General features: G+C 38.5%; 18 protein-coding genes. 2 read left to right on the top strand and 16 right to left on the bottom strand.

Going from position 1 to position 20,208, the window contains the following annotated elements:
* The first annotated feature begins 63 nt into the window (after positions 1–63).
* Both ACWPUA_RS03965 and ACWPUA_RS03960 read left to right on the top strand, forming a co-directional pair.
* Complete coding sequence (locus ACWPUA_RS03965; protein ID WP_303942374.1) at positions 64–1,146, top strand: M24 family metallopeptidase; 1,083 nt, start codon at positions 64–66, stop codon at positions 1,144–1,146.
* Positions 1,147–1,158: 12 nt separating this feature from the next.
* The gene (locus ACWPUA_RS03960; RefSeq protein WP_254724371.1) at positions 1,159–2,055 is read left to right on the top strand and encodes a hypothetical protein; all 897 of its coding nucleotides are present in this window, start codon (positions 1,159–1,161) and stop codon (positions 2,053–2,055) included.
* Between the two features lie 81 nt (positions 2,056–2,136).
* Here ACWPUA_RS03960 and nadE read toward each other — a convergent pair whose 3' ends face one another.
* From nadE to ACWPUA_RS03880, 16 genes are all read right to left on the bottom strand, one after another.
* Complete coding sequence (gene nadE, locus ACWPUA_RS03955; protein WP_254724372.1) at positions 2,137–2,961, bottom strand: ammonia-dependent NAD(+) synthetase; 825 nt, start codon at positions 2,959–2,961, stop codon at positions 2,137–2,139.
* Entirely contained in the window at positions 2,958–4,418 is a 1,461-nt protein-coding gene (locus ACWPUA_RS03950) for a nicotinate phosphoribosyltransferase (RefSeq protein WP_006148152.1), read from the bottom strand. The genes nadE and ACWPUA_RS03950 overlap by 4 nt, the downstream gene beginning before the upstream one ends.
* Positions 4,419–4,525: 107 nt before the next feature.
* Positions 4,526–5,014 (bottom strand): DUF6773 family protein, encoded by a 489-nt coding sequence (locus ACWPUA_RS03945; RefSeq protein ID WP_454379299.1) that lies wholly within the window; start codon positions 5,012–5,014, stop codon positions 4,526–4,528.
* Positions 5,004–5,213, bottom strand: coding sequence for a helix-turn-helix transcriptional regulator (locus ACWPUA_RS03940; protein WP_320693851.1), 210 nt, complete (start codon positions 5,211–5,213; stop codon positions 5,004–5,006). Before ACWPUA_RS03940 ends, ACWPUA_RS03945 begins: the two co-directional genes overlap by 11 nt.
* A gap of 150 nt (positions 5,214–5,363) precedes the next feature.
* Positions 5,364–5,774: a GNAT family N-acetyltransferase gene (locus ACWPUA_RS03935; protein WP_454379296.1), complete on the bottom strand. Its 411-nt coding sequence runs from the start codon at positions 5,772–5,774 to the stop codon at positions 5,364–5,366.
* A gap of 98 nt (positions 5,775–5,872) precedes the next feature.
* On the bottom strand, positions 5,873–7,246 hold the full coding sequence (locus ACWPUA_RS03930) for an amino acid permease (RefSeq protein WP_454379294.1): 1,374 nt from the start codon (positions 7,244–7,246) through the stop codon (positions 5,873–5,875).
* A gap of 82 nt (positions 7,247–7,328) precedes the next feature.
* Entirely contained in the window at positions 7,329–7,811 is a 483-nt protein-coding gene (gene greA, locus ACWPUA_RS03925; RefSeq protein ID WP_006148148.1) for a transcription elongation factor GreA, read from the bottom strand.
* Positions 7,812–7,885: 74 nt separating this feature from the next.
* Positions 7,886–9,553 (bottom strand): endolytic transglycosylase MltG, encoded by a 1,668-nt coding sequence (gene mltG, locus ACWPUA_RS03920; RefSeq protein WP_454379292.1) that lies wholly within the window; start codon positions 9,551–9,553, stop codon positions 7,886–7,888.
* Between the two features lie 82 nt (positions 9,554–9,635).
* Positions 9,636–10,130 (bottom strand): N-acetyltransferase family protein, encoded by a 495-nt coding sequence (locus ACWPUA_RS03915; protein ID WP_454379290.1) that lies wholly within the window; start codon positions 10,128–10,130, stop codon positions 9,636–9,638.
* Complete coding sequence (locus ACWPUA_RS03910) at positions 10,127–10,642, bottom strand: GNAT family N-acetyltransferase (protein WP_454379288.1); 516 nt, start codon at positions 10,640–10,642, stop codon at positions 10,127–10,129. The genes ACWPUA_RS03915 and ACWPUA_RS03910 overlap by 4 nt, the downstream gene beginning before the upstream one ends.
* Before the next feature lie 8 nt (positions 10,643–10,650).
* On the bottom strand, positions 10,651–11,985 hold the full coding sequence (murC, locus tag ACWPUA_RS03905; RefSeq protein WP_454379286.1) for a UDP-N-acetylmuramate--L-alanine ligase: 1,335 nt from the start codon (positions 11,983–11,985) through the stop codon (positions 10,651–10,653).
* A gap of 11 nt (positions 11,986–11,996) precedes the next feature.
* The gene (locus ACWPUA_RS03900; RefSeq protein WP_414276821.1) at positions 11,997–12,590 is read right to left on the bottom strand and encodes a cystathionine gamma-synthase; all 594 of its coding nucleotides are present in this window, start codon (positions 12,588–12,590) and stop codon (positions 11,997–11,999) included.
* A gap of 46 nt (positions 12,591–12,636) precedes the next feature.
* Positions 12,637–15,735, bottom strand: a complete 3,099-nt coding sequence (locus ACWPUA_RS03895; RefSeq protein WP_454379284.1) for a DEAD/DEAH box helicase — start codon at positions 15,733–15,735, stop codon at positions 12,637–12,639.
* A 91-nt stretch (positions 15,736–15,826) separates the two neighbouring features.
* Entirely contained in the window at positions 15,827–16,993 is a 1,167-nt protein-coding gene (locus tag ACWPUA_RS03890; protein WP_414262234.1) for a MalY/PatB family protein, read from the bottom strand.
* 4 nt (positions 16,994–16,997) lie between these two features.
* Complete coding sequence (locus ACWPUA_RS03885) at positions 16,998–18,092, bottom strand: cystathionine gamma-synthase (protein WP_454379281.1); 1,095 nt, start codon at positions 18,090–18,092, stop codon at positions 16,998–17,000.
* Positions 18,093–18,237: 145 nt separating this feature from the next.
* Positions 18,238–20,196, bottom strand: a complete 1,959-nt coding sequence (locus tag ACWPUA_RS03880; RefSeq protein ID WP_036753553.1) for a peptide ABC transporter substrate-binding protein — start codon at positions 20,194–20,196, stop codon at positions 18,238–18,240.
* Positions 20,197–20,208: the final 12 nt, after the last annotated feature.

The following is a 20,208-nucleotide window of genomic DNA, read 5'->3' as shown; positions in this document are numbered from 1 at the left end:
CCCTTCTCTCTTGCATTTTCTACTAATTTTTGCAAAAATAGAGGGGTAGAAAGAAGGTAACATATGTCTAAATTACAACAAATTGTAACATATCTCGAATCTGAAAAGTTAGACGTCGCAGTCGTATCTGACCCCGTCACTATCAATTACCTCACTGGTTTTTACAGTGATCCACACGAACGCCAAATGTTCCTCTTTGTCCTTGGAGACCAGGAACCACTTCTCTTTGTCCCAGCCCTTGAAGTTGAGCGAGCAACTAGCACTGTTTCATTCCCGGTTGTTGGTTATGTAGACTCTGAAAACCCTTGGAAAAAAATCCAAAACGCCTTGCCACAACTTGATTTCAAACGTGTCGCAGTTGAGTTTGACAACCTTATTTTGACTAAATACCATGGTTTAAAATCTGTCTTTGAAACTGCTGAATTTGAAAACTTGACTCCACTAATCCAGCGTATGCGCTTGATCAAGTCAGCTGACGAAGTTCAAAAGATGATGGTAGCAGGTGTCTATGCAGACAAGTCTGTCAAAGTTGGTTTTGACAATATCTCTCTTGATAATACGGAAACTGATATTATCGCACAGATTGATTTTGCCATGAAACGCGAAGGCTATGAAATGAGTTTTGATACTATGGTTTTGACAGGTGATAACGCTGCAAACCCTCATGGTATTCCTGGAGCCAATAAGGTTGAAAACAATGCCCTTCTCCTCTTTGACCTCGGTGTAATGGTGAATGGTTATGCATCAGATATGACTCGTACAGTCGCTGTCGGTAAACCTGATCAATTCAAGAAAGACATTTACAACTTGACTCTGGAAGCTCAACAAGCTGCCCTTGACTTTATCAAACCTGGTGTGACTGCGCATGAAGTAGACCGCGCAGCTCGTGAAGTGATTGAAAAAGCTGGCTACGGTGAATACTTCAACCACCGTCTCGGCCACGGTATTGGTATGGACGTCCACGAATTCCCATCCATCATGGAAGGAAACGACATGGTAATCGAAGAAGGCATGTGCTTCTCAGTTGAGCCTGGTATCTACATCCCTGGTAAAGTCGGTGTTCGTATCGAGGACTGCGGTGTTGTTACCAAAGATGGTTTCGATCTGTTTACAAGTACTAGCAAAGATTTGCTTTATTTTGATTAACGGTATTGTTTTATGTTAAATGATTTCTTTAAATTTGTAGATAACGTTACTAATGAAACTTCTAAAGTTGTAAATGGTATCGCCAATGAAACTTCTAAAGTTGTAAACGGTATCGCTAATGAATCCTCAAAGGTTGTAAATGATATTGCTACTGAGACTTCAAAAGCCGTAAAAGTAGTTGTTGATGAAACTTCAAAAATAACTAGTAATACTGTCGATGGAGTTGTTAGTGTAGCCAATAATACTATAACAGGAATTTCTAATGTTATTAGTATCCCAGGTAAAGTTGTAAATTTTGTTGCTGAAATACACTCATGGCATAGTCAAGAGCGTCTTGAAGAGAAACAAGACGAGGAGCTTAGACAGTCTTTATCCATTCAATTTCCAGAATTCTTAAATCAAGAAGAGTTCAATAGAATAATTCACGAAGAAATCGATAAAATTAATCGATTTAAAAAAGTAGAAATTAACCAAGCTTTAATTAATTTTGAGGTGTATTCAAATAGTCGAATTTCAACTTGGTGTTTTACTTTAGATTATAATGATTATGGAATTTTAACAGGGAAAGTTATAATCTCCAGTGAGAATAGTGATTCAAGTATTCCTGAAAATGTTAGTTTACGAATTTCGGAGCGACTTACTGATATTTTAAAAAATCAGTATATCCTTCCACCTGATGATTATGACATTTTACTTGCAAAAGAAGCTTCTGAAGTAAAAGAGCTTTTTGAAAATATTGGATTTCATAATGTAACATTACTTGAAAAAAAATATGAAAAATTACCTTATTTTATTAAGAATTACAAAATACATAGTATTACAATAGGAAATTGCAAATATTTTGATAAAGATTCTTATTTTGATAGTAATTCATTAGTTACAATATCATATTTTATGCAAGATGAGTAACCTTTCCACACTTCATATCTCAAACATTTTAATTAATACTTATAAAAAGAAAGAAGGAAAAGCAGCACTTTTCCTTCTTTTTTACTCCCAAAACGTATCAAAGACTGTGATTGGTAGGTGGCGTTTGTGTTGGCCTTTGTACCACCATTTTTCAATGGTTGCTTGGGCTTCTGGGCTTACTTGCTTACCTTCCAGGTAGTCATCAATCTCTGCGTAGGTTACACCGAGTGCAACTTCATCTGCCAATCCTGGTTTCTCTTCTTCTAGATCAGCAATCGGTACTTTTTCATAGAGAGCAGGATCAGCTCCTAGCTCCTTCAATAGTTGTTTTCCTTGGCGTTTGTTAAGACGATAAAGAGGGAGAATATCTGCTCCGCCGTCACCAAACTTAGTAAAGAAACCTGTGATATTTTCGGCAGCATGGTCAGTACCAATAACAGCTCCACTATGAGCTCCTGCGAGTGCATATTGGGCAATCATCCGGCTTCTAGCCTTGATATTCCCTTTATTAAAGTCTGACATTAGACTACCAGTAGCCTCTACTGCCGCTGCCATTGCATCTACAGAATCCTTGATATTGACCACCAAACTCACATCTGGCTGGATAAAAGCTAGGGCTTTTTGGGCATCATCCTCATCAGCTTGAATGCCATAAGGCAGGCGAACTGCTATAAATTTATAAGAATCATCACCGGTTTCAGCTCGCATTTCTTCCATAGCTAGTTGGGCAAGGCGACCAGCTAAAGTCGAGTCTTGACCACCAGAAATTCCTAATACAAAACTTTTAAGGAAAGGATGTTTTTTAAGGTATTTTTTCAAAAAGTCAATGGAACGACGAATTTCTTCTTGAGCATCAATGACTGGTTTAACACCTAGTTGTTGGATAATGGTCTCTTGCAAACTCATTCTTCTTCTCCTTCGCCCAGAGCTGCCTTACGCATCTTATCGATCAAGTCCATCTTGTCTTGCCATACATCACGAGCCAAGTCAACAGGATAATGTTGTGGATTAAGTACGCGTTTGTATTCGTCCCAAAGCTTATCAAATTCCTTACGAGCATAAGCTTGAATTTCAGGAAGACTTGGTAAATCATAGACTAGCTTACCGTCCTTGAAGATGTTTACCAAGAGAGGAACGGCATCAAAATTACGGACAGTTTTCTTGATGTAAGTATAGGTCGGATGGAACATCTTAATCTCTGTCATACTAGTAACATCTACACCATCGTAAGTAATGTAGTCACCTTCAGACTTGCCTTTTTCACGGCTGGTGATACGCCAAACTTGTTTCTTACCTGGTGTTGACACCTTCTCTGCATTGTTTGAAAGTTTGATAGTATTGCGCATCTGACCATTTTCATCTTCAATGGCAACAACCTTATAAACTGCTCCTAGAGCTGGTTGGTCATAAGCTGTAATGAGCTTAGTCCCGACACCCCAGACATCAATCTTAGCTTTTTGCATTTTGAGGTTAAGGATAGTATTTTCATCAAGGTCATTGGATGCATAAATCTTAGCATCCGTAAATCCTGCCTCGTCCAGTTGTTGACGAACTTTTTTAGAAATATAGGCGATATCACCAGAGTCAATACGAACACCCTTAAAGTTAATCTTGTCACCTAATTCTCTTGCAACCTGAATGGCAGCAGGAACACCGATACGAAGAGTATCATAAGTATCAACAAGAAAGACACAATCACGGTGAGTTGAGGCATAAGCCTTGAAAGCTTGGTAATCATTGCCATAGACTTGAACCAAGGCATGAGCGTGAGTCCCTAAAACCGGAATTCCAAAGAGCTTACCAGCACGCACATTACTAGTTCCATTGGCACCACCAATGACGGCGGCACGAGTTCCCCAGATAGCTGCATCCATTTCTTGCGCACGACGTGTACCAAACTCCATCAAAGGTTCATCATCAATGACCGAGCGAATACGAGCTGCCTTGGTCGCAATCAAGGTTTGAAAGTTGACAATATTCAAGAGGGCTGTTTCAACCAATTGACACTGCGCCAAAGGGCCTTCCACTTGAACAATCGGTTCATTAGCAAATACTAAGTCCCCTTCTTGAGCAGAACGCACAGTTAATTCCAACTTGAGATTACGGAGATATTCCAGGAAGGCACCATGATAACCCAGTGATTCTAAATAAGCAATATCGCTATCAGAAAAGCGCAGGTTTTCTAAGTAGTTCACAATTCGTTCCAAACCTGCAAAAACAGCGTAGCCGTTTTTAAAAGGTTGTTGGCGGAAATAAACTTCAAAAACCGCTTTCTTGTTATGAATTCCTTGGTTGAAGTAAACCTGCATCATGTTAATCTGATACAAATCTGTGTGCAATGTTAAACTGTCATCTTGGTACATATACTGTCCTTCTTCCTTATTTGTAAAAAGATGAAAATGCTTCTTCTTTTCTCATAAATTAGTACTATTATAACACATTTTACCAAGATGGATAAAAAGCTAACAAGCTATTCCATACTCTCAAGTTCATCCATATCTTTCTCAAACTTTTTCTGAGCCCATTCACCATAACTCTTTAAACCTAGGTTTACAAGAAAGACCCAAGGAAGATAAAAGAGATAGGTAAAGCACCAAGCAAAAAGGTATTTGAAGTTTAATGGATTGTGCTGATAAATCTCTATATTGAACTGGTAGTTTTGCAACATTATAATAGTTGTGATTAGTAGTGTCATTAATAGACATCCCAAAATCGTAAAATGAAAACGACTATAGTAGGTCGCACCGAGGTTTCTCGCCCGGTTGAAGAAGTAAAAAAGTCCAATAATGTTAATGCTGAGAACCATAGTCGGATTAAAAAGACTTGGTGCTAATATAGCAATCATATAAGATAAAAGCAAGAAAACGATAGTGATATGGAAACTTTCTGCTCCTGCTTTATTCATCAGTTGTTCTTCTCTTTCATCCAATAATTGATAATAAAAAAATTTATTTTTCATCTTCTTCCTCCCAAAATAATTGATCCAGCGTTTTCCCTAAGCATCTGCAAATGGATTGGCAAAGTGAAAGCGTAGGATTGTACTTTCCAGCTTCTATCAAACCGATAGTCTGCCTAGTTACACCCACAGCTTCTGCCAAATCACCTTGTGTCATATCAAGCTCCACTCGAGCTAACTTTAATTTTAAATTCTTAGCCACTTGTTACCTCCTCCTTAATTTTAAAAGTCGCGCTTCTTTTTTCAACTTTATTATATCATATATTTTACATTATGCAATATATATCTTTCATTTTGTGAGATTTTTTTTACAAAAAACTCTCTACCACTTACATGATAGAGAGTTCTCTGTTTACAAATCTTTTTGATAATAGTGCCTTTGTCCAGTGTAGGGATAGTCTTTTAAGGTAAAGACTTCCTTGTAGCCCTGCTTTTGATAAAAGGCTGGCGCTTGAAACTGATAGGTATTCACAAAAGCAAAGCGACAGTTTCTCTTTTTAGCTTCACTTTCTGCTTGGTGCAATAGTTGGGATCCGATTCCTTGTCCTCGCAAGTCCTCCTTCACAAACAAATACTCAATTTCTAACCAATTCCCGAAAGTCTCTGCTACTAAGCCAGCCATGATTTCACCATATTCATCTTCGACATAAAGGTTTAGTGGCTCACTTTCAGCAACTTCTCTTTTGGAACGATTATAGGAGCGAATCAAGTCTCCTATAATTTGCGATTTCAGAGACTCTGTATTTTCCAATCTTACCTGCATCCAAACCTCCTCGAAGATACTTATAGCTTGATTATAGTCTTATTACCAAGAGCTGTCAAACTAGAAAGCTCATCAACCAGAGTTGATGAGCTTATAACTTATTTTCTAAATTTCCATTGGCTATAAATACCAAAAACAACAATCCAGATAGCTGAACCTCTGGCTCCCATTACAGTTGATTCTTGTAAAAAGAGAGTTCCGAATACAAAGATGAAGAAGAGCATAGTTAAAGGATTTAGCAAGCGATATTGGGGCATGAGATAGCCATCTGCCATAAAGTCTTTTGACTTGCGATACTTAAGATGGGCCACCATGATTAAGATGTAGATGGCGATATAAACACCTGATGAAGAAGCCGTAATCAAAGCAAAGGCATCTGATACGCCAGGAAGTACATTGATGAAGGCTGCAAGACCAATCAATACCGCAGAAGCAATGATAGCATTCTGAGGAACGTTGTGGCGTGAAAGTGTATCTGCCTTAATAGCTTTCAAGAAACGATTTGGTGAATCATGGGCAATTTGGTACAAGTGACGGCCTGTTGAGTAAAGAGTTGAATTCAAGGCTGACGCAGCGGAAGTCAAGACAACAAAGTTAATCAAGGCTGCTGCCCACTTAAGACCAACAAGTTCAAATACCGTTACAAATGGTGAATCTGTCGCAGAAAGCTCACGCCAAGGAATAATAGACATGATTGCAAGCAAAGCCCCACCGTAGAAGAAGATAATTCGCAAAGGAATTTCCTTAACCGCCTTGGGCAAGACTTTCCGAGGATCCTTAGTTTCAGATGTTGTAACGCCGATAAATTCAATCATCAAGTAAGCAAAGAAAACCATTTGAAAGGCCATGACAAAGTTCATTCCTCCATTTGGGAAAAGGGAGAATTGCTCACTGATATTGACAAGGCTTGCTGATCCATAAGGAGTTTCAAAGCCGGTCAAGACCATAAAAATACCCGTCGCAATCATGGCAAGAATAGCAACGATTTTAATCATGGCAAACCAAAATTCCACTTCACCAAATATTTTAACTGCAATCAGATTAACCAATCCTAAAATTGTTAAAAAGACAACCTGAATCAACCAAGATGGCCAAGACGGAAACCAAAACTGAACATAGTGAGCGATTGCTGTAATCTCAGCCATACCAATAAAGACTACTGATAACCAATAAGACCAAACCGAGAAATATCCCCAGCCCTTTCCAAGATAGCGAGTAATAAAATTGATAAAGGTGTGTTGCTCCGGGTCTTGGTACAACATTTCTCCAATAGCACGCATCATGAGATACATGAAGCCACCTGTAATCATATAGACCAAAACAATCGAGGGTCCTGTTAAACTAATAGACCGACCAGCCCCAAGAAATAATCCCGTACCAATCGTTCCTGCAATGGCCATAACCTGAACATGGCGATTGGTTAAACCACGCTCCATTTTACTTTTCTTTTTGTGCTTTTTTTCTGAATTCATCTAGTCTCCTTAAATTTTTAAAAAATAAGAAAAGGAGTGATGGAAAACGCTTTCCCTAAATCCACTCCTTCTTTTTATCCTATTAAGCGGTTTTTTCAACCTTTAAAATTTTAACATCATAGCTTCCAGCAGGTGTTTCGATTGTAACAACATCACCTTTTTTCTTACCAATCAATGCTTGACCAATTGGGCTTTCATTTGACACTTTTCCTGCAAAAGCATCTGCTCCAGCTGAACCAACGATAATATATACTTCCTTTTCGTCTTCTCCAACTTCTTGAATTGTTACAGTTTTTCCGATAGCAACTTCATTTTTTGCAACGGCATCGCTGTTAACGATTTCTGCGTAACGAATCTTAGTCTCTAGACTTGAGATTTGTCCCTCTACGAAAGCTTGCTCGTCTTTCGCTGCTTCATACTCACTGTTCTCTGACAAATCACCATATGAACGAGCAATCTTGATACGTTCTACAACTTCTGGACGACGTACTAGTTTCAATTCTTCTAATTCTTTTTCGAGTTTTTCCTTTTCTTCCAAGGTCATTGGATATGTTTTTTCTACCATTTTTCTCAACTTTCTTTTGATTTAATTAATAAATATATGCTTTAAAGCAAAATTATGTGGAAAACCACATAATTTTAGTTTGTGCTATTTGATTGAGGTAATTTACTATTGATATGTTCTTGAACGTTACGATCATGTTCTTCTAGTGTTGTTGCATAGTAAACTTTACCATCTTGAACATTGGCTACAAAATAAAGATATTCACTCTTTGTCTGATTGATACTTGATTCGATAGCATCCAAGCTTGGGCTATCAACTGGACCAGGCATTAGACCTACTTTTGTATAGACATTGTATGGTGAATTAATAGATGTATCAATGGCTGCATCATCAGAGAGACTGATGTTTTGACCAAGTTTGCCTTCTGCGTAAAGGATAGCAATATTACTTTGAAGTGGCATACCGAGGTTTAAGCGGTTATAGAAGATTCCTGCAATCAGCTTACGATCTTCTGTTTTTGCACCTTCTTTCTCAACAAGTGATGCAATTGTTAAGAGCTCATTTACGGTCAAGTTCTTTTCTTTGATAGCAGCATAGTGTGAAGAAAGGTTCTTATCCATAGCTGCAAGCATTGAATCAATTAAACTTTCAACAGTTGTACTTTCTTTGATCGTATAAGTCGCAGGGAAAAGATAACCTTCTAAACGGTAACGAACACCACTATCTTTTGCTGGCAAGCTTTCAAGCAAGTTTGGATATTTGGCAAGCTCTTGAGCAATAAAGGTCTCATCTTGGGCCTTAGCCATGAATGCTTCCGCTGTCAAAGGTTCCTTAAAGTCACCTTGAAGTTGGCCAACAGTTTGAGCAATTTGTTCCAAAGTATAGCCTTCAGGAATAGTCAAGTCTGCAAGAGCAACTTCCTGAGGTTCAGGTGTACCACCCTTTTGCAACTCTTTAATGACATCTTCAACACTCATACTCTTTTGCAAGTTGTAATAACCAGACTTCAATCCAGTGTAGTTTTTATACTTGGCATAAAGTGTAAAGACCAAACCGTTCTTAATAACACCAGATTTTTCCAAAACTGAGCCAATTTCTTGAGTATTAGCACCATCTGGAATCTGAACTGACATATATTGTTTAGAACTTGGATCTACTGGTTGTAGAGCTGATTCAGCATAGCGTAGGCCAAAGAATCCACCAGCACCAATTAGAATCAATAATACCAAAACTGTTACTAAAAAACCTTTTAAGCGGGATTTCTTCTTTTTCTTGGCTGGTTTCACAGTCTCTCTCCGACTTCTTCTAGGAAGGTCTGCTTCTTCAGTAGCTTCTTGACTTGTCAATTCTTCCTTGTGTGACGCAAGGTTTACTGTTTCTTTTTCTGGAACAGTATCAAATGCACGATAAGAAACTGAAACTCTAGTTGGAATTGAATTATTTTCTTCTTTTTCCAGAATTGATTGAGATGACTCAACTACTTCATCTTGTACTGCTTCTGGAATTTCTTCTTGCACTTCCTCTGCAGCTTCTTCTGGAACTTCTTCTACAAGAACAGGACGCTCAGGAACAGTTGGGGCATTATCAATCAATTGATCAACAGCTGCAACTGATTTTGCAATCAACTCCTCTTCCGAAATACTTGGTTCCTTTTTTTCTGAAGTTGCTTCAGAAGATTTTGCTAAAGTTGAAAAAAGGTCATCCGTTTGTTCAACTTCATTTGCCTCTTTTTTTAGTCGTTCTAAATCTCGCAAAATTTGCTCTTTAAAACTCAACTTTTCTTCATTTGAATTTTCGCTCAAAGGTATTTACCTCCTTGTTGATAATCCTTAATATTATATCTTAAAAACTAAAGAAAAGCAACCTTAGAAGCCTTTCTACTCACTAATTCTTGTTTTCCCAGACCATATCATACCATTCTTCTCCCGCAAATTGGGACTTAGACTTTCCTTCATTGACAAAACCATGCTTCTCATAGTATTCAATAAGGTAGTCATGACAGGTCAGATTGATCCCCTCTCGTTCATGCTTAAGAGCCACTTCTTTCAATGCGGTCAGGAGTTTTTTCCCTAGTCCTAGAGATTGAGCTTTTTTTGCTATAGAAAGACAAGTCACAGAAATATAACCACCTTCCTTATGACTGTGGTCTTTTATTTCTTCAGTGAAAGACTGGTCTTGTAAATAACGATGAGGGATTACCGGACCTTCGATATAACCAAGTATCTCTCCCTCTTTTTCAGCCACTAGAAAGCTCGTTTTTATTTCCTTTAAATGTGCTTCAAAGACAGATCGAGGTATAGCTTCTTCAATTGAGAAATTCTCAAATTCAATCTCTAAAATACGGTCTAAATCACTCAGTCTAGCTTGTCGAATAATCATAGTTCCTCCTGATAAAAGGGATTCTTCCAGCACATGAGAAAATTAACTTCATTTCCGACTCCCAGGTCTACTATTCCTTGCTCTATAAATTCATTCATCTCAAAATAAGACAGGAATTCATCTTTACAGACCAGATAAATACCTGGACTATTTTTCTGAAGAGCAACTTGTTTCATGGTTGCGAGCAACAAGGTTCCAAATCCTTGCCCTTGATAATTCGGATGAACAGATAAAGCATCAATCACAAGATTTCCATTACTAATAGCTTCTCCATCTGCCATCTCTACTATCCATCTACTTACTGAGGACGTAGCAAAATCTATCGCTGAAATATAAGCAATCACCTGATCATCCAAACTAGCTAAGAGAAACGTATCCGCAAAATTACGGATACGTTCTTCTATTATTTCTCTATTAAATGTTTCTTGGAAGTTTTGACTACTCTCCTGTATCAAGCAAACCTGCTCGATATCAGATTGCTGAACTTCCCTTATTTTAATTGGAAATTCCATGGTTTTCCTTACTGAACATTACTTGTCAAATTTGACAAGAGACGTTCGAATGAGTATTCATATGATTGAATGTCACCTGCTCCCATAAAGACGTATACAGCATTGTCATGGTCTAAGAGTGGAGACACATTTTCAACAGTGATAACTTGATGTTTTTTATCAATCTTAGCTGCTAAATCCTCAACCTTAACATCACCATGGTCAACTTCGCGAGCTGATCCATAGATTTGTGCTAAGTAAACTGCATCAGCCTGATTCAAGGCTTGTGCAAAATCATCCAACAAAGCAATTGTACGAGTAAAGGTATGCGGTTGGAAAATAGCAACGATTTCCTTGCTTGGGTATTTTTGACGTGCAGCATCTAGAGTTGCAATGATTTCAGTTGGGTGATGCGCAAAATCATCGATAATGACTGTATCGTTAACAATCTTTTCGGTAAAGCGACGTTTAACACCTCCAAAAGTATTCAAGTGTTCACGTACCAAATCCAAGTCAAAGCCAGCAGTATAAAGCAAACCAATTACTGCTGTTGCATTCATGATGTTGTGGCGACCAAAAGTTGGAATGTGGAATTGACCCAACTCTTGTCCACGGAAGTGAACTGTAAAGGTTGAACCTGTAGTAGAACGAAGTAAATCACTAGCTACAAAGTCATTGTTGTCTGCTTCAAAACCGTAATAATAGATTGGGGCATTTGCCGTAATCTTACGCAACTCAGCATCTTCACCATAGACAAACAAACCTTTGGTGATTTGTTTAGCATAATCATTAAAGGCGTTGAAGACATCCTCTAAGCTTGTGAAATAGTCTGGATGGTCAAAGTCGATATTAGTAATAATAGAGTATTCTGGGTGATATGGCATGAAATGACGTTCGTACTCGTCTGATTCGAAGACAAAATACTTGGCATTTTCAGAACCACGACCTGTACCATCTCCAATTAGATAGCTAGTATCAGTGATGTGTGACAAAACGTGAGAAAGCATACCTGTTGTTGAAGTCTTACCGTGTGCTCCGGCAACACCCATGCTGATAAAGTCACGCATAAAGCTACCAAGAAATTCATGATAACGTTTATAGCTTAGCCCATTCTTGTCTGCATAGGCAATTTCAACATTGTTGTCTGGACGAAAGGCATTCCCAGCGATGATTTCTAAATCCCCTTGAAGATTGTTTTCATCAAAAGGCAAAATTTTGATACCTGCTTGCTCCAATCCACGTTGTGTAAAGTAATACTTCTCAACGTCAGATCCTTGGACCTTATGCCCCATTTGGTGCAACATCAATGCCAAGGCACTCATCCCTGATCCTTTAATTCCGATAAAATGATAGGTTTTTGCCATCTTTTTCCCCTTTACTCTGTCATATTTGTCAAGTTCAACTCTTGAGCAATTTTACGTTCTTTTTCTGATTGATTTTCTTTTTTGTTATAAATTTGGCTTTTCTTTAAAAAATCATAATTATTTTTCTTTGGTCCAAGATGCTCTTCTTTAGTTGTCTGTTGCATCTGAGGAGCCATTTCAGCCAAAATATAATGGTTCTGAGTTAGTTTGTCACTAAATTTTGCTAGTTCCCCAGGATTTTCCTTTTGGAATGGAGCTGTTGGCTGATTTGCCTGTCTTACTACATTATTTGAAGGTTTATAACGTTTCGTAAAACTAACATCTTGAGTCAAATATTTTGCTGAACGTTTCCGTTTTAGATCAGCTCTTGCTTCTTCACGAGCAAGTTCAGCATAGGATTTTTTCTTCTTTTCAGGTAGCTTATCTGATGCTTGAACCAGTGGCTTTTTTTCGGTAGTAATTGGTGACCATTCCAAGTAGTTTTTATCCTGGTAATCTCCCTTGATATTACTAATGAGATCCGACTCATCATATAAATCCATAAATGGCATCTCTGTCAGCATGATCTCATCATCTGACACTATTGGAAATCGTACTTGTTTCATTTTTATTCCCTTTCAATACTCCATTATAACGTAAAGTCTTGATTTTTCAAGTCTTGGCTTCAGAAATTCCTAATATTTCTTGAATTTCAGTAAGTGTGAGACTTCCACGAGACTCTGTTCCATCCAATACTTCTGAGACCAGATTCTTTTTCTCTTCCTGCAACTCTTGAATCTTCTCCTCGATTGTACCTCTAGTTACCAGACGATACACCTCAACGGCTTGCTCTTGTCCCATACGGTGGGCCCGGCCAATAGCCTGCGATTCAACTGCCGGATTCCACCATAAGTCTACCAGAATAACTGTATCCGCACCAGTAAGATTGAGACCAACTCCACCAGCTTTTAGAGAAATCAAAAACACATCGCGCTCACCTTGGTTAAAAGCCTTGGTCATTTCTTGACGCTCCTGTGATGGTGTGGAGCCAGTAATCTTAAAGGAAGTTAAGCCAAGCTGAGGCAACTCCTTTTCGATGCGATCAAGCATTCCCCTAAATTGAGAGAAGATGAGTACACGATGATTTCCCTCAGCAATTTGACTTAGTAGATCTCGTAAACTATCAAGCTTCCCGCTATCTCCCTTATAATCTTCCATAAATAGAGCTGGAGTATCACAAATCTGGCGAAGACGCATGAGTCCTGTTAAAATTTCAACTCGATTTCGTTGAAATTCTGCATCGGTCACTTGTCCCAAACGCTCTTGCATCTGTTGAAGTTGAGCTAGATAGATAGCTTTTTGCTGGTCCTCCAGTTCATTTTTATAAACGACTTCTATCAGATCAGGTAACTCTGTAAGAACATCCTCTTTTTTTCGACGCATGACAAATGGTTTGATAAACTGTGCCACTCTTTCAGCAGGCAATTTCATAAAGTCTTTTTTTGCTGGCAAAAGTCCTGGCAATACAATCTGAAAGATAGACCATAATTCCCCTAGATTATTTTCAATTGGCGTTCCGGAAAGAGCAAAAACTGATGGAACCACAAACTTTCTCAAAATCTTAGCAATTTTGGTTTGGGCATTTTTCATCACCTGGGCTTCATCTAGAAATAGAAAATCAAAAGATAAATTTCGATAGATTTCACTATCCTGACGGAAAGTGGCATAACTGGTCACATAGACCTGATGTTTTTCTGCTAAAATAGTCTCGCGATAAGGTTTCAATCCATGTACGATAGCCACATCCAAATTCGGTGCAAATTTTTTAAATTCATCAGCCCAATTATAGATGAGACCAGATGGAGCAAGAATCAAGACACTGCTATTTTCCTGAAGTTGGCTACTTAAAAAGGCGATGGCTTGTAAGGTTTTTCCAAGTCCCATATCATCAGCTAAAATTCCACCAAATCCATAATGGTCTAACATCTGAAGCCATTGAATCCCCTTTTTCTGATAGTCTCTGAGATCTGCTTTGATATTCAGAGGTTTCATTGGAAAATCCTCTGGATGCGTTAAATGATGCGCCAAATGACGAAATTCATCAGTAAACGTAACTTGATCCTGGTCCTTAAACAGATGAGATAAGGTATAAGCCAAAGACTTGCGAGCCTGAAAAGCAGCACTCTCTATCTCATCAATTCCTAAGTCTTCTAAATCTTGTCGAATACGTTTTGTCTGTTCATCAAAATAATAGACCTGGTTAGAGGAAGAAATATAATAATCTTGCTTGGCAACTAAGGCTTTCATTGCTCGATTGATTTCTTCTTGATCAATATCCTGAAAATCAAATTGAATCTCTAAAAGGCTTCCCTTGGATGATACCTGAACTTGAGGTTTTTGAATCTGATAAAGATCTTGCATGCTCTCTGAAATCTTTAATTCTCCAAGTGCTGCAAAGGCTGGTAATACTTCCTGAAAGAATGTATGGACTGCTTCAGCTTTCAAACTTTGACGCCATGAACGAAAATCCGCTTCAAAACCTGCTGATAGAGCCAACTGAAAAATCTGTTTTTCCAATTGAATATCACTAGCAAAAGGGAGGTTCTCTAGTTCATTACGATTGGTTACTAGGCAAGTTTCATATTGAAATTGCATATCTAATCGAATAGAACCATCCTCTTCACGATCCATGTAAAAAGACGGACGGAAGGATTGGATTTGTAGCGAATCAGGAGCCTCTACTTTTCCTAAGCATTTAAACTGTGACAAGGTCGAAGCTAAAAGGTCTCGATCACGAGTATCAAACTGTAAGATCTTTCTGCCACCATTGTCTAAAGGAACTTTTCTAAGCGCATCTAATAAACTAGCCTGTTTTTTCGTCATCAGGAAAAAATTCCCCTTGTAGAATAATACTTGTCCCCTGTAAAAGAAATTAAGCCCTGCCTGTTCGAAAATTTCCATTTCAAAATAGTTGGATTTTTCTTCAATTCTAAATGAAAACAAACTTGCTTGGCCATCAAAGTCTTGGAAGAGAAGACGATGATAACTCGAAAGTTGGTGGTCAAACTGAAAGGCTTCTAATCCCATCAGTAGACTAGCCCCCTGCTCAAAAAAGGTTTTAGGGAAATAGAGATGTCGCCCTTGATTTTGGAAAAAAATAGAATTGTCTGTTTTCTCCTCAACTAATCCAAGTAAAAAATTCAAAACTTCTTGACTGGCTTTATCAAATTGTTCAAGTCTTAATGAAGTCTCATAATGCTTTCCTATCATGTAAGGTTTGGAAAACTCTATGACTTTTAAGAAAAGAGGGATATCCCTAATCACATAAAATTTGTCTTGTTGAGAAAGACCAATTCTTAAAGTCCAGATAATGCGATTGGTTCCTGCTTCCACCTGCCCTTGAGCAGAAAGCCGATAGATGTTGGATTGACGCGGAACTTGGATAGACTTCAAGAATTCTCCTCCGAAAGTCACCTGTGTCTCAACAGTTTCCTTCTCTTCCTGATTAGCCTCCAGATTGAGTACAATTTCTTGTCCTAGTTGATCATTTTTCAAGTAATATTCTAGAGCTGCTAAATGAACACAGTAACCTCTTTTTTTGAAAAAATCACATGCACAAAAAATCAAGTCATCGTCTAAACTATAACGAATTTCTTCTTCCGCTACACGCGCATAGATGCGATGGTCTTGTTCTTTAATGATTTCAATCTGACCAGTTTCGTAGAGTTCCACTCCCTCCATTCGAAGCTTTCCTGGAATCAATTTAGCCATAATTTCCCCTTTACTTTATCTCTTAATTATACCATATTTTCGCCTATGAAAATAGCCTTCTAGGAAGACTTTTCTCCTAAAAGGCTAGTTTTTAAAGATTTGAAAAAGTGGCAATGATTCGTTGGCAGACTTCTTCCAAAATAGATGTTGGCATGGCTACATTGAGACGAGCGTGGAGGGCTCCTTCTTCACCAAAGTCCAAGCCCCTGTTCAGGATAACTTTGGCTTCGTCTCTTAAAAGCTTTCTTAGCTCTTCATCGCTAATATCATAGGCTGAAAAATCAAGCCAAATGAGATAGGTCCCTTGAGGTTTCATGACCTTGATTTTAGTTTCTTTGCCAAATACATCCACTACATAATTGATGTGTTTCTCAATCAGTTCTTTGAGTTCTGTCAACCAATCTTCACCATATCGATAGGCAGTTTCTGTTGCCAAATAACCCAAACCTGAGATTTCATGTTGATTATTAGCCAGCTGGCGCTTTTGGAAAGCAAGTCTCAACTTAGGATTTTCGATAATAGCGTAGGAATTCTTCGTCCCAGCAATGTTAAAGGTCTTGGTAGCACTGCTTAAAATCAGTGAAAATTCTTTAAAATCTTCATTTACCGTGTTGAATGACTGGTGCTTGTTTCCAAATAGAGCTAAATCTTGGTGAATCTCATCAGATACTAGCAAAACTCCATGTTTTTGACACAGTTGTCCAATCTTCTCTAAGACTTCCTTTTCCCAAACGCGTCCACCAGGATTATGAGGATTACAGAGAACGTAGAGTTTCACATCTTCTTCGACAAAGTCTTTCTCCAATTGATCAAAGTCAATCTCAAAAAGTCCGTCATTTTCTACTAGAGAGTTGGTGATTAGTCTACGATTATTGAGCTTAATACTTCGAGCAAAAGGAGGATAAACCGGTGTGTTAATCAGAACCGCTTCACCTTCTTTGGTAAAGGCTTGAATGGCTGTTGAAATAGCTGGCACTACCCCTTCGATAAAGACTAGAGCATCCTTTTCAAAGCGATAACCGTGCTGTTTTTCCTCCCAATTTTGAACAGCTTCAATCAAGCCATCACTAGCATAGGTATAGCCATAGACTAATTGCTCAGCATAGTCATGGACAGTCTGACGAATCTCAGGTAAGACTTCAAAGTCCATATCAGCAATCCAAGCTGGCAATACTTGACGGTCAGTCTCTGCTTCTTTCCATTTGTAGGTATGATGTCCAAAACGATTGGGCAAAGTCGTAAAATCATATTTCCCCATAGTCTTATCCTTCCAAAGCTTGACGCAAATCTTCAATCAAGTCCCTTGCATCCTCAATACCAATAGACAAGCGTAAAAGGTCATCTGTTAATCCATAAGAATGACGAACCTCTGCAGGAATGTCTGCATGAGTTTGAGTGGTTGGATATGTAATTAGACTTTCTACACCACCCAGGCTTTCAGCAAAAGAGAATACTTTCAAAGTATTTAAGATATGAGGGATACGTTTCTCATCTGCTACTTTAAAGGAAATCATCCCTCCACGACCTGTATACAAAACTTCTTTGACTGCAGATGATTGTTCCAAAAAGGCTACGATTTCTTGAGCATTAGCTGTTGAGCGCTCCATACGAAGTGACAATGTTTTAAGACCACGAATCAATTGATAACTATCAAATGGTGACAAAACAGCCCCTGTCGTGTTGAGATTGTAAAAGAGTTTTTCGTACAAATCAGCATTATCTGTCACAACTACACCAGCTAAAACATCATTATGGCCTGCAAGGTATTTTGTCGCTGAATGAAGGACAATATCTGCTCCATCTTCAATTGGACGTTGGTAAATCGGGCTATAGAAGGTATTGTCGACGACAACTTTAGCGCCCTTAGCATGAGCTAATTTTGACAATTTTTCAATATCAAATTCCAACATCAAAGGGTTGGTTGGTGTTTCGATATAAAGTACATCCACATCCTTTTCTAGCTCGGCAATTAGCTCTTCTTCTGTGTTGGCATAGGTAAAGTGGAAACGTCCTTCCTGCTCCACTTGATTGAACCAGCGGAAAGAGCCACCGTAAAGGTCACGAACAGCCAAAACCTTACTTCCTACTGGAAAAACGCTAAAGGCTAACACAATAGCAGACATACCTGAACTAGTCGCCAAAGCATACTTGGCTGATTCAATAGCTGCCAAAACTTCCTCTGCCTTGCAACGAGTTGGGTTTTTGGTGCGTGTATAGTCAAATCCAGTTGATTGACCAAATTCTGGATGTTGATAGGTCGTTGAAAAGTGAATAGGTGTAACCAAAGCACCTGTTGCCTTATCAGACTTAATACCTGCTTGTGCTAAAATTGTGTTGATGTGAAATGATTTACTCATACAATACCTCCAAATCTATAGTAACTATTGTACCACTTATTTTGGATCCTTCGTTTTCTTGTTTTCAAGAGCTAGTTATAGTTTCAAACTATATAAAAACGATAGCTTCCTGAGAAACTATCGTTTTTCCTGTTGAATAGACTGATTACTTAACGTGTTTAGCAAAATCTTCTTGGGCTTTTTTATTAGATTCTTCTTTTTCTTTCAGCCATTTTTGTCTAGCTTCTTCATACTCAGCTGTTGTGACAATCTTATCTTGCAATTTCACGTATTTGTAGGATTCAACACCCTTATTACCAGCTTGAGAGAAGGCGGCAGAGAATGGAACTGTTTTTCTCAATGTAGGTGTTCCACCTTTAGAAACGTTTGGAATTGCTAGAGAGCTATCCACCAACCAAGCTTGTGCTTCAGCGTATTTATCATAACGTTTGTTCAAATCTTGTTCAGCATTGGCTTCTTCCAACATCTTAGTATAGACATCCAAACCAACAGCTGTTGCTTTAGCATTGGTTGCTCCTGGTTCCAAACCGAGGTTTTGTAGTGAGCCACCACTTGTTAAGCTAAGAGTATCGAGGTAAGTTGATGGGTCTTGGTAGTCTGGTCCCCAACCACCGTTATAAAGGTCATAGTCTTTTTGTGCAGCTGTATTCGCTAGATAACCAATACTATCCATTTCCTCAGTAGTCAGCATTTGAATATCGATAACGACATTATCTGCACCTAGAACAGATTCAATAGACTGTTTGAAAGAACTTGCCTCTAACACCCCCTTCTTAAAGGTTTGGTCAACCGGTAAATCCAGGTGAATTGGGAATTGAACACCTTTGGCTTCCAATTCTTTCTTGGCTTGAGCAAAGACTTCTTTGGCCTTATCGGCATTGTAGTAAGCATCTTGGGCATCAGCGAAGTTCATATTTTGCCATACTTGACCGTAATTGACCACCTTAGAAGCTACGACATCACCAAAATCTTTACCATCAAGTGTTACAAATGATGGTGGAACGAGCAAGTTTCTGATAATCTTAGTTGCTCCATCTTCCCCTTGAGATTGGGCACCATAAGCAGTACGGTCATAGGCAAAGTTGATAGCCTGACGGAATGATTTATTCAAAACTGCTTCTTGTTGGGCTGTCTTTTCAGCATCAGTTGTTTTTGAAGTATGGTTATAAGATTGTCTATCTAGGTTAAAGTTATAATAGTAGGATGTCGCATCTTGCATGCTGTAAATAATATTATCTTTATTCTTTTCCTTAATTCCTTCAAAGCTCGAACTATTTGGATAGAGACGTGCGTAGCTGTATACTCCTTCCATGAAGTTACGTGCCAAGGCATCTTGGTCGCTTCCATCGTAGTAAGTCAACTTCACTTCATCTACGAATACATTTTTTGCATCCCAGTAATTTGGATTTTTCTTGTATTCCATGACAGATTTAGATGTGAATGATTTGAGAATAAATGGACCATTATACAAGATATTTGCTGGATCCACTTTACCGAAATCATCCCCTTTTGAGTTCAAGAAGTCTGCATTTACTGGAAACAGAATAGTCGCAGTTGTTTTTGAGTTCCAGTAAGTTTCTGGGTGAGTCAAGGTATATTGGACAGTTTGGTCGTCAATAGCCTTTACACCAACTGTTGAAAAGTCTGTTGTTTTTCCGTTGATATAGTCATCCAAGCCAGCAACAGAATCTTGAACTAGATAGAGAGCTTCAGATTTTTTATCCGCAGCATATTTCAAACCAGTTACAAAATCTTGTGCTGTCACTGGTGCATACTCTTCACCATCTGCTGTATACCATTTGGCGTCCTTACGAAGTTTGTAAGTATAAGTCAAACCATCTTGGGATACAGTCCAATCTTCTGCCAATGAAGGAATATAATTTCCATACTGGTCATTTTCCATCAAACCATCTACCAAGTTTGTCACAACATCACCTGTTGTTGCACGATTCTCTAAGAGATAGTTTAGACTAGATGGATCGCTACTATATACATAGTTGTATGTTTTAGTAGAACTAGCTGAGTTGCTACAAGCCGCCAATAGCAGACCTGCACTTAGGACAACGCCTGCTAACGTCAGATATTTTGCCTTAGACTTTTTCATAAACAGAACCTC

The sequence above is a fragment of the Streptococcus sp. Marseille-Q6504 genome (genome assembly GCF_965111625.1).
This window is presented reverse-complemented; position numbering and strand designations above follow the sequence as displayed.

Bases quoted from the DNA above. Each gene is read 5' to 3' on its own strand.
- ACWPUA_RS03965 (WP_303942374.1), top strand. From the start codon at position 64: ATGTCTAAATTACAACAAATTGTAACATATCTCGAATCTGAAAAGTTA.
- ACWPUA_RS03960 (WP_254724371.1), top strand. From the start codon at position 1,159: ATGTTAAATGATTTCTTTAAATTTGTAGATAACGTTACTAATGAAACT.
- nadE (WP_254724372.1), bottom strand. From the start codon at position 2,961: ATGAGTTTGCAAGAGACCATTATCCAACAACTAGGTGTTAAACCAGTC.
- ACWPUA_RS03950 (WP_006148152.1), bottom strand. From the start codon at position 4,418: ATGTACCAAGATGACAGTTTAACATTGCACACAGATTTGTATCAGATT.
- ACWPUA_RS03945 (WP_454379299.1), bottom strand. From the start codon at position 5,014: ATGAAAAATAAATTTTTTTATTATCAATTATTGGATGAAAGAGAAGAA.
- ACWPUA_RS03935 (WP_454379296.1), bottom strand. From the start codon at position 5,774: ATGCAGGTAAGATTGGAAAATACAGAGTCTCTGAAATCGCAAATTATA.
- ACWPUA_RS03930 (WP_454379294.1), bottom strand. From the start codon at position 7,246: ATGAATTCAGAAAAAAAGCACAAAAAGAAAAGTAAAATGGAGCGTGGT.
- greA (WP_006148148.1), bottom strand. From the start codon at position 7,811: ATGGTAGAAAAAACATATCCAATGACCTTGGAAGAAAAGGAAAAACTC.
- ACWPUA_RS03915 (WP_454379290.1), bottom strand. From the start codon at position 10,130: ATGATTATTCGACAAGCTAGACTGAGTGATTTAGACCGTATTTTAGAG.
- ACWPUA_RS03910 (WP_454379288.1), bottom strand. From the start codon at position 10,642: ATGGAATTTCCAATTAAAATAAGGGAAGTTCAGCAATCTGATATCGAG.
- murC (WP_454379286.1), bottom strand. From the start codon at position 11,985: ATGGCAAAAACCTATCATTTTATCGGAATTAAAGGATCAGGGATGAGT.
- ACWPUA_RS03900 (WP_414276821.1), bottom strand. From the start codon at position 12,590: ATGAAACAAGTACGATTTCCAATAGTGTCAGATGATGAGATCATGCTG.
- ACWPUA_RS03895 (WP_454379284.1), bottom strand. From the start codon at position 15,735: ATGGCTAAATTGATTCCAGGAAAGCTTCGAATGGAGGGAGTGGAACTC.
- ACWPUA_RS03890 (WP_414262234.1), bottom strand. From the start codon at position 16,993: ATGGGGAAATATGATTTTACGACTTTGCCCAATCGTTTTGGACATCAT.
- ACWPUA_RS03885 (WP_454379281.1), bottom strand. From the start codon at position 18,092: ATGAGTAAATCATTTCACATCAACACAATTTTAGCACAAGCAGGTATT.
- ACWPUA_RS03880 (WP_036753553.1), bottom strand. From the start codon at position 20,196: ATGAAAAAGTCTAAGGCAAAATATCTGACGTTAGCAGGCGTTGTCCTA.